The sequence below is a fragment of the Isoptericola chiayiensis genome, from assembly GCF_013149805.1.
GTDB lineage: Bacteria > Actinomycetota > Actinomycetes > Actinomycetales > Cellulomonadaceae > Isoptericola > Isoptericola chiayiensis.
In genome coordinates this window covers 21733-34753 of the sequence record NZ_JABEZT010000009.1, presented here as the reverse complement: position 1 = coordinate 34753, position 13021 = coordinate 21733, and the positions used below count along the sequence as shown (strand labels likewise).

Here is a 13021-nt window from a genome sequence, read left to right as displayed (position 1 = left end):
TTCTTCCCTTCACGGCCTGGTTGATGGAGAAGCCAGCACGCTCGACGCGCACCCGGGGGTCAGTAGGTCATCCCCATGAGCTCGCGGACGTCGGTCAGGGTCCCGGCCGCCAGCACGTTCGCCCGCGCGTTGCCCCGCGCCAGCACCTCGCCGACGACGGCGGCACCGTCGGCCGCGAGCGCCCGCCGTCGGGCCCGCAGCGACCGCAACCCTTCCACGACCGCCTCGGTGACGACGTCCTTGAGCCGTCCCGCACCCGCCGCACCGATCGCGTCGGCCAGGGCTTCCGGCGTCGTCCCCGCGAAGTGCGCACCGATCCGCAGCAGGTTGGCCACCTCGGGCCGCTGCTCCGGCTCGTAGGTGATGTGCCGTGCGGAGTCGGTGCGCGCCCGCCGGAAGAACGCCGCCGTGTCGTCCTCCGACGCCCGCAGCTCGAGCGCGTTGCCACGGGACTTGGCCATCTTGGCGCCGTCGTGGCCCAGCACGGTCAGCGAGTCCGTGAGCAGCGCGTCCGGTTCGGCGAAGTACGGCTGGGCGGCGGTGAACCGCTGGTTGAAGCGGCGCGCCACGGCGCGGGTGGTCTCCAGGTGCGGGAGCTGGTCGGCGCCGACGGGCACGAGGTTGCCGTGCATCGCGAGGATGTCGGCGGCCTGGTGGACGGGGTAGGTCAGCAGCAGCCCGGACATGCCGCGTCCCTGCCGTCCGACGGCGTCGGCGGCCTCGGCCTTGACGGTCGGGTTGCGTTCCAGCTCGGCGACGGTCACCAGGGACAGGAACGGCAGCATCAGCTGGTGCAGGGCGGGGACGGCGGAGTGGGTGAAGATCGTGGTGCGGTCGGGGTCGATGCCGGCCGCGAGGTAGTCGAGCACCACCTCGCGCACGACGGCGGGCAGGTCGCCGGTCTCGTCGCGGTCGGTGATGACCTGGTAGTCGGCGATCACGAGGACGACGTCGAGACCGGCCTGCTGCAGCCGGACCCGGTTGGCGAGCGTGGCCAGGTGGTGGCCGAGGTGCAGGGCGCCGGTGGGGCGGTCGCCGGTCAGGACGCGGAACCGGGACGGGTCGCGGTCGATCTGCGCCTCGATCTCGGCGCTGCGTTCGCGCGCGGCACGGACCGAGGCGGTCCCGGCGCCGGCAGCGGGCGTCGGTGCGGTGGCGGGGACGACGGTGATGGCGGGTTCTCCTTCGGTGGGGAGCGGCCCACCGGTGCCCGACGTCGGCCGTTGCGCGACGAGTCCCGGGCTGCGGCGGGCAGCTCGGGACTCGGGTGGCTCGGGGCGCGTCAGGTCACGGCTGCTGTCGCAGCCGCCACCAGTCGTTGCGCCTCGTCATGGTCGCCAGCGTAGCGCGCCGGACGGCGGTCCTGGGGGCGGGCTGCCAGGATCGGGACCATGAGTATCGAGGTGCTCGCCCTGTTCGCCGTCCTGGTGCTCGCGTGGGCGCTCGTCTCGGGTGCGTTGCAGCGCCGGGAGGTGACGGGGCCCCTGGTGTTCGTCGCCGCCGGCGCGCTGCTGTCGAACGACGCCTGGGGGCCGTTCCCGGTGGACGTCGAGACGGCGTCGGTGCACACGCTCGCCGAGATCGCGCTCGCCCTGGTGCTGTTCGGCGACGCGGTGCGCATCGACCTGCGCAACCTGCGCCGCCACGCCGGCATCCCGACCCGTCTGCTGACGATCGGCCTGCCGCTGACCCTGGCGCTCGGCCTGGGGACCGCGCTGCTGGTGCTGACCGACCTGCCCTGGGAGCTCGCCCTGCTCGTCGCCGCGGCGCTGGCCCCGACGGACGCGGCGCTCAGCGCCCAGGTGGTCGGCGACCGCCGGGTGCCCGGGCGGCTGCGCGTCGCGCTGAACGTCGAGTCCGGACTCAACGACGGCATCGCCACCCCGGTCGTCACGCTCGCCGTCGCCCTGGCGGCCACGTCGCTCGGGGTCGGGTCGCCCGAGCGTTCCGGACCGGGCGGCGCCGTGCTCGAGCTCGGTCTCGGCGTGCTGATCGGCGGCGGGCTCGGGCTGCTCGGAGCCTGGGGCGTCACGGCGTCCGCCCGGCGCGGCTGGGCCGAGGCCGGGGCTCCGCCGCTCGGGACGCTCGCGACCGGGGTCGGCGCGTTCGCGCTCGCGGTCGCCGTGGAGGGCAACGGGTTCGTGGCGGCGTTCGTCGGCGGGCTGGCGTTCGGTCTGGTCGTCGACCGGCAGCGCTCCGACGAGCAGGAACTCACCGAGCTCACCGAGCTGGGGGGCGAGCTCATGACCTTCGTGGTGTGGTTCCTGTTCGGGGCCGCCCTGGTGCCGCTGGCCCTGGAGCACCTGAGCCTGGCGACCGTGGGCTACGCCGTCCTGAGCCTGACGGTGCTGCGGATGCTGCCCGTGACGCTGGCTCTGGTGGGAACGGGGTTGCCGCGCCGGGACGTGCTGTTCCTCGGCTGGTTCGGACCGCGCGGTCTGGCCTCGGTGGTCTTCGCGCTCCTGGCGATCGACACGCTCGGCGAGTCCGAGCCGGTCACGTCCGCGGTGGCGACGATCGCCACGACCGTCATGCTCTCGGTGCTGCTGCACGGGGTCACCGCGGGGCCGGCGGCCGCGCGGTACGGGGTACGGGACGACACCCCGGTGCGCGGCCGGGCCAGCCGACTCGGTCGGCAGCGACGCTAGGACACCTCGCCCCTCACGCCTCGGGCGCGGTGTCGGCCTGCACGGAGAGCACGTGCTCCAGGTCGGAGGCGTCCACGAGCGGGTCGTCCAGGTCGACGGTGATCTGGGATTGCGCGAGCAGCCGTGCGCCGCCGGTGATGGTCGAGTGCAGCGCCCCGAACTCCCCCACCTGGGTGTCCTCCAGCACCGTCCCGACGAACCGGTTGCCGCGCGGGGAGATCGTCTCGAGCGACTCACCCTCGGCGATCTGCCCGCGCCGGGACATCAGCGCCAGGCGGGCCGAGGTCCCCGTCCCCGTGGGGCTGCGGCACAGCACGCCCGGATGGACGTAGGTGGCCGACGGCGACTCGTAGCGTCCCGCACCGATCTCCCGGACCGGGCCCGTGAAGTGGGCGAACGGCAGCGGACCCACGTGTCCCAGGTCCGGGTGCTCCTCGCGCAGCCCGGGCCGCGCGGCCCGCACGAACGCGTCGCCGAACGCGGTCAGCGCGATCTGGCTCTCGGCGTCGATGGTGAACCCGTACCGGCTCGCGTCGACCACGGCGTAGTACGCCCCGGACCACACCAGGTCGAACTGGACGCGGCCGTAGTGCGGCACGTCGACGGACAGCCCCTCGTCGGCCACGTAGGCGGGTTCGCCCTGGGTGGTGATGGAGCGGACCCGACCTCCCTCGTTGCGTGCCGAGACGCGGGCCAGGCCGGCCGGGGACTCCAGGACGACCTGCTGCAGTCCCTCGACCATGGGGATCATGCCGCTGGACAGCAGCGCCGTCGCCGTGCAGATCGTGTTGGACCCGGAGTACAGGGGGTACCCCATCGCCTCCATGATGATGTAGCCGGCCTGCGCCTCGGGGTGGCTGGGCTCCACGATGAGGTCCACCGACATCGCCGGGTCGCCGTACGGCTCGGACAGCAGCAGCCGCCGCAGCCCGTCGCCCTCGTGCTGCAGGTAGCGGGCCTTCTCCAGCACCGACGCCCCGGGTAGCGGCTCGACGCCGGCGGTCACGATCCGCGAGACGTCGCCGCCGGACTGGGTGTCGATGAGGTGCAGCGTGCGCTCACGGTGCATGGGGCGCTCCCACGGTGTCCCAGTGCCGGTCGGGGACGACGACCAGCTTGCCGATGTAGGTCTTGGCCATGAAGGTGCGCTGCGCGTCGTGGAAGGCGGACAGCGGGAACGTCCGGTCCAGGAGCGGCTTGATGTCGCCGTTCTCGATGTAGCGGACCAGGCGGCGGAACGCCGTGCGGGTGCCCTGCGAGGACCCGTGCAGCTCGAGCTGCTTGAGGTACATGGTGCGCAGGTCGAGGTCCACGACGGGGCCGCCGATCGCGCCGGCCGTGGTGTACCGGCCCTCGGGACGCAGGATGCGCAGCAGGTCGTTGAACATCGGCCCGGCCACGAGGTCGGCGACGACGTCGACGGGTGCACCCACGACCCGCTCGGTCTCGGCGACCAGGTCGTCGGTGTCGCGCAGGATGACGTCCTCGGCGCCGATCTCGCGCAGGGCGTCCTCCTTGCCGGCGCTCGTGACGGCGTACGGGATGGCACCGCGGACCCGGGCGAGCTGGACGATCGCGGACCCGACGCCGCCGGAGGCCCCGGTGACGAGCACCCGCTCGCCGGCGGCGAGCCGGGCCCGGTCGAGCATCTGCTCCGCGGTGAGATAGGCGCAGCAGAACGTGGCGAGCTCGGCGTCGGAGATGTCGCTGGTGATCTCGTAGGCGTTCTCGGCCGGCACCACCTGGTACTCGGCGTACCCGCCGTCGCGCCCGTGGCCGATGTAGTCGATGTCGGCCAACGAGTCGTCGCCCTCGGGGCGGTTGTAGATCGAGAAGTCCACCATGACGCGTTCACCGACGCGTCCGGCGGGCACGCCCTCGCCGGCGGCGACGATCACCCCGACCGAGTCGGTGCCCTGGATCCGGGGGAACTCCAGCGTGGAACGGCCGCGCCGCCAGGTGGACACCTCGGCGGCGTCGGTCTCGGTGCCGTAGGCCCCCTCGCGGACCCACACGTCGGTGTTGTTCATGCCGCAGGCGTGGACCTCCAGCAGGACCTCGCCGGGGCCGGGGCTCGGGGTGGGTACGTCCTCGCGGTACTCGAGCTGGTCGAGCCCGCCGTGGCCGACGAGCTGGACCGCCTTCATCTGGGCTGGGATCGACTCCATCCATCGAGCCTAGGGGCGCCTGCGCGGCGCCGCTGCACGAACCGTTCCGGCGTTCGAGACGACAGCTCACGGCCCGAGCAGAGCCGCGGGGACGACGGCGATGCCGTCGGCCCGCCGATACGCCTCGTTCCCGGTCGTGATCACGACCGCGTCGACGAGATCGTCGCCGATCCGATCCCGGAGCCAGTGCAGGTGCTTCACGTGCTCGTCGCGGACGGTCGCGGCGAGCTTGACCTCGACGGCGAGGACGCGCCCGTCGTCGCGCTCGACGACGAGGTCGACCTCGTGACGCCCCTTGGCGTCCCGTAGGTGCCGAACCCTGCCCTCGGCGTTGTCCGCATACACCTTGACGTCGAGGCTGACGAGCGACTCGAAGAGCGCCCCCAGCAGCGTGCCGTCACGCAGAGGACGGGGCGCGTCTCGGCGTCCGAGCAGAGCATCAGCGCCGACGCCGAGCAGGCGCGCAGCGAGCGCCGGATCAGCCAGCTGGTGCTTCACGGCACGTCCGAGCCTCTCGAGGTGGTTCCTCGACGGCATCCACGCCTCGACCGGGTCGAGCAACCACAAGTCGGTCAGGGCGTCCCGATACCGCACCGTTGTCGTCTTCGCCGGCTGTGGACCCTCGCCGCCGACGGCGGCCCGAAGGATCTTCTCGTAGCTCACGGTGGCCGACGACGCCGCCGCGTATGCCGCGAGCCACCGGCGCAGCGTGTCCGGCCGGCGCACCGGGTAGCCCTGGTCGATCATCTCCCGCTGCACGACGTTGTCGAGGTAGGAGTCGAGCTCGGCGCGACGCAAGCGTGCAGGGAGACCCCGAATCGCGGGAAACCCTGATGCCACGATCTCTTCGACGTAGTCCTCGAGCACCACGTCCGTGCGGCCGCCGATCTCCGCCGACCCGTCGAGCAGGCGGGCGAGGCTGACCGTCGACGCCGAGACACCACGCTCAGCAAGACTCATCGGGCGCATCCGCAGTCCGACGATTCGCCCTGCTCCGGAGTGGATCCGGGCACCCTGGGGCGGTGAGCTGCCCGTCAGGAGGAACGACGCCGATGGCGCTCCGTCGTCGACGGCGTGCCGCACCAGGTTCCAGCTCTCGGGCCAGGCCTGCCACTCGTCGACGAGCAACGGCCGCTCGAGCATGTTGATCAGGCCGGGATCGGCGATCAGCCGTTCCAGGTCGCGCTCGGTGTCGAGGCGGAGGACGGTGCGTGCGCGCTGACGCGCGGTCGACGTCTTGCCGACACCGCGGGGACCGTGGATCGAGATCGCGCGAAGATCGGCCAGCTCGTCGAGCAGCCCGTCGATCACTCGCGGCACGTAGGCGACCATGACGCTACGCTACCATTGCTCCATTCTCCAATGGTCGGTTTTTCCACCTGAAAGGAGGCGTTCTTTCCACGCCGTGAGAGACCGATGCTCCGGTGGGAGAATCGTCGTCGTGCCAGAGCCAGAACCGTCCGACGCCGGGACGCCCGCCGGTGCACCGCCGCCGTCCCCGCATCTTCACGTCGTGTACTTCGAGCCGCGCATCCCCGGCAACACCGGCTCGGCGATCCGACTCGCCGCCGTCACCGGGGCACGGCTGCACCTCGTCGAGCCCCTCGGCTTCGACCTGTCCGAGGCCAAGCTCAAGCGGGCCGGCCTGGACTACCACGACCTGGCCGTCATGGACGTGCACCCCAGCCTCGACGACGTCCTCGACACCCTGCCCGACGCCCGCGTCTTCGCCTTCACCACGCGCGCGACGACGTCGTACACGGACGTCACCTACGCCCCCGGCGACGTGCTGCTGTTCGGCCCCGAACCCACCGGGCTGCCCGACGACGTGCTCGCCCACCCGCGCCTGACCAACCAGCTCAAGATCCCCATGCTCGCCGGCCGCCGGTCCCTCAACCTCACCAACGCCGCCTCGATCGCCGTCTACGAGGCCTGGCGGCAGACGGGGTTCGCCGGCGCCTGACCGCCGGCGGAGCGTCCCCCACGCGCCGGCGGTCGCCTCACCTCTCGCTGGGCGTTTCCTGCGAAGCGAGAAGGGGTCCTGCCGCTCTCAGGTCAGCAGCCAGGTGACCGCCCGCAGCAGCAGGCGGGCGTACGTCGGCGAGTCGTAGGCGCGCACGTCGTGCCCGAGCCCCGAGTAGAGCGTGCGCCCGCCGTGCTCCTCGGTGGTCCACAGCACCGGGTGCTGCTCACCGTCGTCGTCGAGGACCCAGCCGAGCACCTGGGACGACTCGGCCACGGACAGCCGGCAGTACCGCTCGTCCTCGAGCTCCACCGGCCCCGCACCCACCACCAGCGGGTGCCCGCCCGTGGCGAGCTTCAGCTCAGTCGGCCCGAACGGCGGGTGATAGGACTCTCCCGCGATCCACCGGCCGCCCAGGATCTGGGGCCAGTCGGCCGCGTCGGCGAACGTGTTGGCCGCCTGGTGCACCGCGAGGATGCTGCCGCCGTCGCGCGCCCAGCCGGCCAGCCGGTCGTGGAAGGCGGACCAGGCGTCGTCGTCGGGCCCGATCCCCGCCTCGAGGAACCCCGGCCAGGACGTCCCGGCGTTGACGACCAGCAGGTCGAACTCCTCGAGGTCGTCCAGGGCGTCCGGGAACGTGGACCGCAGCACCACCTCGGACGCACGGTCGTGCACCTCCACCTCGGAGAGCATGAGCGCGAGGCGATGGCTGGTGGCCGCGTGGTCGTGCCACGGGTCCTCGTAGCGGCCACGGCCGGTCAGGATCAGGATGCGGTGCGTCTTCTCGGAGTCCTGCGTCGTCACGTGCCCGATCCTGTCACGCCGGCCCGCGGGACACCGGGCGACCCGGTCACGATCGCGGTCTCGGGCAGCACGAAGCACCGCCGGCACAGCGCCTCGTAGGTGAAGGTGCCGTCGTCGGGCAGCGGCTCCGAGGCGCCCAGCGGCTCCAGGAACGGGATGCCGTCGCGCAGCACCTGGGTGAACGCGGCGTGCAGGTCCTGGCAGCGGTCGCACACGGCCCGCCGGTAGCGCACGTCGGTGGGGCCGAGCTCGAGCAGCGCCCGGATCGTGGCGAACAGCTCGCCGCGATGATCGAGGTCGATGCCGCAGGCGAGCACGCGGGTGCCGCGCAGCACCAGCTCCTCGACGACGCGCACGTCCGCCGGGGTGAACATGTGGACCTCATCGACGGCGACGACGTCCTCGGTGGTGTGCAGCAGCGGTTCGAGCGTCTCGAGCTTGATGGTCGGCACCGAGGCCCCGGTGCGCGAGGTGATGTGGTCGTCACGGACGTGCCGGGCGGACTGCACGACCGCGCAGCTCAGCCGCGAGTACGCCAGGGGCGCCATCTGCGCGATGAGGTCGAGCGACTTGCCGGACTTCATGGGTCCGAGCACCAGCGACAGCTCCACCGTGCCACCTCCCGTCCGACGTCGACGGGCCGGCCCCCGCCGCACAGCACCCTAGCTCTCGGTGCCGGTGGGACGTGCCGCCGCGGCCCGGGCCAGGACCGCACGGGCGTGCGCCAGGACCGGCGCGTCCACCATCGCGCCGGCCACGCGGCGCGCCCCGCCACCAGGGCCCGGGCCCGCCTGCGCAGCGCCACCAGGGTTCGCCCCGGGAGCACCGTCGAGGTCCGCCCCGGAAGCCGCCAGCACCGCCCGCGCGCGCTCGACGTCGGCCGACGACGGCGCGTACGCCTCGCGCACGACGGCGGCGTGCGTCGGGTGCACGCACATCGTCGCCGTGAACCCGACGGCGACGGCGTCGAGCGCCTCGGCGCGGACACCGTCCAGGTCGTCGAGGGCCAGGTGCACGGCGTCGACAGCGGCCTTCCCGGCGGCTCCGGCGGCGAGCAGCACGGCGGACCGGGCGTGCCGGGCCACGTCCCGGTAGGTGCCGTCGTCGTGCCGGCTGGACGTCCCGCCCAGGGACGCCACGAGGTCCTCGGCGCCCCACGCGAGCGCGACGACGTCGGCCCGGGCGGCGAGCGCCGGCGCGGCCAGCACCCCGGCGGCCGACTCGCACAGCGCCACGACGGCGTACGGGCTGCCGCCCGGACCCAGCAGCGGGCCAACGAACCGGCCGTCCGCCTTGGGCAGCATCACGGTGGTGTAGTCCGTGTCGGCGAGGGCGTCGAGGTCGCGCCGGTGGTCGTCGGTGCCCACGGGGTTGATGCGCACCAGGGTCCTGGCCGGGTCCAGCGGGTGACGGCGCAGGGCGTCGCGCGCGGCGGGGCGGGCCGCCGGGTCGACGCCGTCCTCCAGGTCGATCAGGACGGCGTCGGCGCGCTCGGCGGCCTTGGCGTACCGGTCGGGACGGTCGGCCGGGCAGAACAGCAGCGCCGGGCCGAGGGTGAACGGGGCCGGGGTCACGGTTCCTCCGCCGCGTCCGCCGTCGGGCCGCCCGCCTGCTCCGCCACGTAGCGTTCGTGGCCGTCGCGGGTCCACACCATGACGGTGCGGCGCGCGACGGCCACCACCGCGTCGTCCTGGTTGGTGCCGACGTGCTCGAGCGTCACGATGCCCGTGCCGGGCCGGGACGACGACGGCCGGCGGGTCACGACCGTCGTCGCCCCGTAGAGCGTGTCCCCGGCGAACATCGGTGCCGGGAACCGGATCGACTCGAACCCGAGGTTGGCCACGATGGTGTCGCGCGTCAGGTGGCCCACGGACAGTCCGACGAGCGTGGCGAGGGTGAGCATCGAGTTCATCAGCGGCTTGCCGAAGGGTTGGCCGGCCGCCCACGCGGCGTCGAGGTGCAGCGCCTGCGGGTTCATCGTGGCCGCGCTGAACAGGGTGTTGTCCGCCTCGGTCAGGGTGCGGCCGGGCCGGTGCACGTAGCGCACGTCCTCGACGAGGTCGTCGAAGTAGAAGCCGTGCTGGATCTCGTCCCTCATGCGGCTCCTCCTCTGCATGACCGCTGCGGTGCCTCGCTCCGGCACACCTCGTCCCTCGGCGTCCCTCCGCGGGGGCTCCTCGCGCTCATGCGGCGAACCCGAGGTCGCGGGCGATGATCATGAGCTGGACCTCGGTGGTGCCCTCGCCGACCTCGAGCACCTTGGCGTCCCGGTAGTGGCGGGCCACGGGGTTCTCGTTGAGGAACCCGTACCCGCCGAAGATCTGCGAGGCGTCGCGGGCGTTGGCCATCGCGGCCTCGCCCGAGGTCAGCTTGGCCACCGACGCCTCGGCCTTGAACGGCTTGCCGTGGACGAGCTTCTGGGCGGCGTCGAGCCAGCACAGCCGTGCGGCGTGCACCCGGGCCTGCATCCGGGCGAGGGTGAACGCGACGTGCTGGTTGGCCCCGATGGCGTGGCCGAACACCTCGCGCTCCCGCGCATACCGCACGGCCTCCTCGAGACAGCCCTGGGCGGCACCGGTGGCGAGCGCCGCGAAGGCGATGCGGCCCTCGTCGAGCGCCCGCAGGAAGTTCGCGTACCCGCGCCCGCGCTCGCCGAGCAGGTTGTCCTTCGGCACCCGGACACCCTCGAGGGTGAGGGGGTGGGTGTCGGAGGTGTGCCAGCCGACCTTGTCGTAGCTCTCCCCCACCGTCAGCCCGGGCGTCCCCGACGGCACGAGGATCGTGGAGAGCTCGGGCGTCCCGTCCTCCCGGCGGTCAGTGACGGCCGTGATGGTGATGACGCTGGTGATCGGGGTCCCGGAGTTGGTGATGAACTGCTTGGACCCGTCGATCACCCACTCACCGTCGTCAGCGCTGCCGCCGGTACCGTGTTCCAGCCGCGCCGTCGTGCGGGTGGCTCCGGCGTCGGACCCGGCCCCGGCCTCGGTGAGCCCGAACGCGCCCAGTGCGCGGCCGGAGACGAGGTCGGGCAGCCACCGCTCGCGCTGGGCGGCGGTGCCGTGCCGGTAGATGGGCATGATGCCGAGCCCGACGCCGGCCTCGAGGGTGACGGCGATGGACTGGTCGACGCGGGCGAGCGCCTCGACGGCGAGGCACAGCGAGACGTAGTCCTCCCCCTGGCCGCCCACGTCGACGGGGAACGGGAGTCCGAAGAGCCCGAGCTCGCCCATCTGGGCGATGATCTCCACGGGCAGGCGCCGCTCCGTGTCGTACCGGTACGCGGCCGGCGCGACGACGTCGTCGGCGAACTCGCGGACCGTCTGGCTGAGCTTGCGCTGCCGGTCGGTCAGCGCGGTGGACGAGGTATCGGCGATCATGACGCTCCTTCGCGTTCGACGACGGCGACCACCTGGTCGAGGCGGACCTGGTCGCCCGGGTGCACCAGGACGCGCAGGGTCCCTGCGGCCGGTGCGGACAGGGGGTGCTCCATCTTCATGGCCTCGACGACCACGGCGGCGGCGCCGGCCTCGACGGGGCCCGCCGGATGGGTGGCGGTGACGGTGCCGGGCATCTGGGCACGCAGCTCCAGCGGTCCGACGGCGGAGGTGGCGGCGGCCGGATCGGCGGCGGCAGCGCGTTCGGCCCGGAGCGTCGCCGCCCGCTCGGCCCGGTCGAGCACCGTCCAGGCGGTGGTGCGGCCCTCGACCGCGACCCACACGGTGCGGGGCGCGGCCGGATCCTCCGCGACGGTGACCGGGAGGGTCCGCCCGTCCGAGGTGAGCAGGTGCCGGTGCACCGGACCGCCCGCCGGCCGCAGCGACGCGTCCACCGGGGTGCCGCCGTCGGGCCCACCGTCCCGCACGAGCGTGGCGGCGGCGCGACGGCCCGTGACGGTGACGTCGTGCACGGTGCCGCCGGGGCCGCGCAGGCTGACGGTCCGCGGTGCGGGCGGGGCGTTGAGCCGCCAGCCGTCGGCGGCCCACGGGTCCGGGGTGCCGCCGTCGGACCGCTCGGGTTCCTCGGGCAGGCCGGCGTGCAGCGCCGCCGTCGTCAGACCCGCCTCCGCGCTGCCGGACTCGGAGCTGTCGGCCAACCGGTCGACCAGCCCGGTGTCGAGACGACCCGCACGCACGTCGGGATCGGCCAGCAGGTCGCGCAGGAACCCGGTGTTGGTCTCGACGCCGAGCACGGCCAGCCGCCCGAGCAGCCCGTCCAGGCGGGCCAGCGCCTCCGCGCGGTCGGCCCCGTGCGCGACGGCCTTGGCGAGCATCGGGTCGTAGTCGCCGGAGACCGTGTCACCGCTCGCGACGCCGGAGTCGAGGCGCAGCGGTGCGGCGTCCGGCCCCGCGGGCGTCCCGGCGTCGTCGACCACGAGCAGCCGGCCCACCGAGGGCAGGAACCCGCGCTCGGGCGACTCGGCGTAGACGCGCGCCTCGATCGCGTGGCCGGTCAGGCGCACGTCGTCCTGGCCGAACCACAGCTTCTCCCCCGCGGCGACGCGCAGCTGGGCCTCGACCAGGTCGTGGCCGGTGACCATCTCGGTCACGGGGTGCTCCACCTGGAGGCGCGTGTTCATCTCGATGAACGAGAACTCCTCGGGCGCGCCCGCCGGCACGAGGAACTCGACGGTGCCGACGCCGACGTACCCGACGGCGCGCGCCACCTCGCAGGCCGCGCGTCCCATGCGGTCGCGAGCGGCGTCGTCGACCGCGGGCGAAGGAGCCTCCTCGATGATCTTCTGGTGGCGACGCTGCAACGTACATTCCCGCTCGCCGAGATGTACCACCGTGCCGGCCATGTCCGCGAGCACCTGCACCTCGACGTGCCGCGGGGTGTCCACGAGCCGTTCGAGCAGCAGGCCGTCGTCGCCGAACGCCGACGCCGCGACCCGGCGCGCCGAGGCCAGCGCGGCCGGGAGCTCTGCGGCGGACCGCACCACCTCCATGCCCTTGCCGCCACCGCCCGCGACGGGCTTGACCAGCAGCGGGAAGCCGACGTCGGCCGCCGCGGCGACCAGCGCGTCGTCCTCGAGCGCCTCGAGGGTGCCGGGCAGCACCGGCACCTCGTGCTGGACGACGAGCCGCTTGGCCGCGACCTTGTCCCCCATCGTCTCGATGGCCGCGGCGCTCGGGCCGACGAAGGTGATCCCCTCCTCGGCGCACGCCCGGGCGAGCCGCGGGTTCTCGGACAGGAACCCGTAGCCGGGGTGGATCGCCTCGGCCCCCGTCGCGACGGCGGCGGCCACGACCGCGTCCACGTCCAGGTAGGCCCGGGCAGGGCCGAGCGGCACGGCGACGTCGGCCTCGCGCACGTGGCGCGCCCCGGCGTCGGGGTCGGTGTGCACGGCCACGGACCGGATGCCGAGGCGGCGCAGCGTGGCGATGACGCGGCAGGCGATCTCGCCGCGATTGGCGACCAGAACGGCAGTGAACATGTCG

12 protein-coding genes are annotated in these 13021 nt (G+C 73.5%); 2 read left to right on the top strand and 10 right to left on the bottom strand.

From position 1 onward, the window contains the following. Positions 1-59: 59 nt before the first annotated feature. Positions 60-1085 (bottom strand): tryptophan--tRNA ligase, encoded by a 1026-nt coding sequence (gene trpS, locus HDG68_RS14450; RefSeq protein ID WP_343037608.1) that lies wholly within the window; start codon positions 1083-1085, stop codon positions 60-62. Positions 1086-1391: 306 nt separating this feature from the next. Between trpS and HDG68_RS14445 the strand changes: the two genes are divergently transcribed. Then, positions 1392-2648 (top strand): cation:proton antiporter domain-containing protein, encoded by a 1257-nt coding sequence (locus HDG68_RS14445; protein WP_172153308.1) that lies wholly within the window; start codon positions 1392-1394, stop codon positions 2646-2648. 13 nt (positions 2649-2661) lie between these two features. Here HDG68_RS14445 and HDG68_RS14440 read toward each other — a convergent pair whose 3' ends face one another. From HDG68_RS14440 to HDG68_RS14430, 3 genes are all read right to left on the bottom strand, one after another. Next, positions 2662-3717 carry a proline racemase family protein gene (locus HDG68_RS14440; protein WP_172153306.1) on the bottom strand — a complete coding sequence of 352 codons (1056 nt, stop codon included), beginning with the start codon at positions 3715-3717 and terminating at the stop codon, positions 2662-2664. Then, the gene (locus HDG68_RS14435) at positions 3707-4816 is read right to left on the bottom strand and encodes an alcohol dehydrogenase family protein (RefSeq protein ID WP_172153304.1); all 1110 of its coding nucleotides are present in this window, start codon (positions 4814-4816) and stop codon (positions 3707-3709) included. The genes HDG68_RS14440 and HDG68_RS14435 overlap by 11 nt, the downstream gene beginning before the upstream one ends. A gap of 66 nt (positions 4817-4882) precedes the next feature. Continuing rightward, a complete protein-coding gene (locus HDG68_RS14430) occupies positions 4883-6148 on the bottom strand; it encodes an ATP-binding protein (protein ID WP_172153302.1) in 1266 nt (421 codons plus the stop codon). Between the two features lie 181 nt (positions 6149-6329). Between HDG68_RS14430 and HDG68_RS14425 the strand changes: the two genes are divergently transcribed. After that, the gene (locus HDG68_RS14425; RefSeq protein ID WP_172153461.1) at positions 6330-6779 is read left to right on the top strand and encodes a tRNA (cytidine(34)-2'-O)-methyltransferase; all 450 of its coding nucleotides are present in this window, start codon (positions 6330-6332) and stop codon (positions 6777-6779) included. Positions 6780-6866: 87 nt separating this feature from the next. Here the strand turns inward: HDG68_RS14425 and HDG68_RS14420 are convergent, their stop codons facing one another. From HDG68_RS14420 to HDG68_RS14395, 6 genes are all read right to left on the bottom strand, one after another. Beyond that, positions 6867-7583 carry a ThuA domain-containing protein gene (locus HDG68_RS14420; RefSeq protein WP_172153300.1) on the bottom strand — a complete coding sequence of 239 codons (717 nt, stop codon included), beginning with the start codon at positions 7581-7583 and terminating at the stop codon, positions 6867-6869. Then, positions 7580-8194, bottom strand: a complete 615-nt coding sequence (locus tag HDG68_RS14415) for a thymidine kinase (RefSeq protein ID WP_343037598.1) — start codon at positions 8192-8194, stop codon at positions 7580-7582. Before HDG68_RS14415 ends, HDG68_RS14420 begins: the two co-directional genes overlap by 4 nt. 51 nt (positions 8195-8245) lie before the next feature. Further along, positions 8246-9157: an aldolase/citrate lyase family protein gene (locus tag HDG68_RS14410; protein ID WP_172153298.1), complete on the bottom strand. Its 912-nt coding sequence runs from the start codon at positions 9155-9157 to the stop codon at positions 8246-8248. Beyond that, positions 9154-9681 carry a MaoC family dehydratase gene (locus tag HDG68_RS14405; RefSeq protein WP_172153296.1) on the bottom strand — a complete coding sequence of 176 codons (528 nt, stop codon included), beginning with the start codon at positions 9679-9681 and terminating at the stop codon, positions 9154-9156. Before HDG68_RS14405 ends, HDG68_RS14410 begins: the two co-directional genes overlap by 4 nt. A gap of 85 nt (positions 9682-9766) precedes the next feature. Beyond that, positions 9767-10960: an acyl-CoA dehydrogenase family protein gene (locus HDG68_RS14400; protein ID WP_172153294.1), complete on the bottom strand. Its 1194-nt coding sequence runs from the start codon at positions 10958-10960 to the stop codon at positions 9767-9769. Continuing rightward, positions 10957-13017 (bottom strand): ATP-binding protein, encoded by a 2061-nt coding sequence (locus HDG68_RS14395; RefSeq protein ID WP_172153292.1) that lies wholly within the window; start codon positions 13015-13017, stop codon positions 10957-10959. The genes HDG68_RS14400 and HDG68_RS14395 overlap by 4 nt, the downstream gene beginning before the upstream one ends. Positions 13018-13021 lie beyond the last annotated feature (4 nt).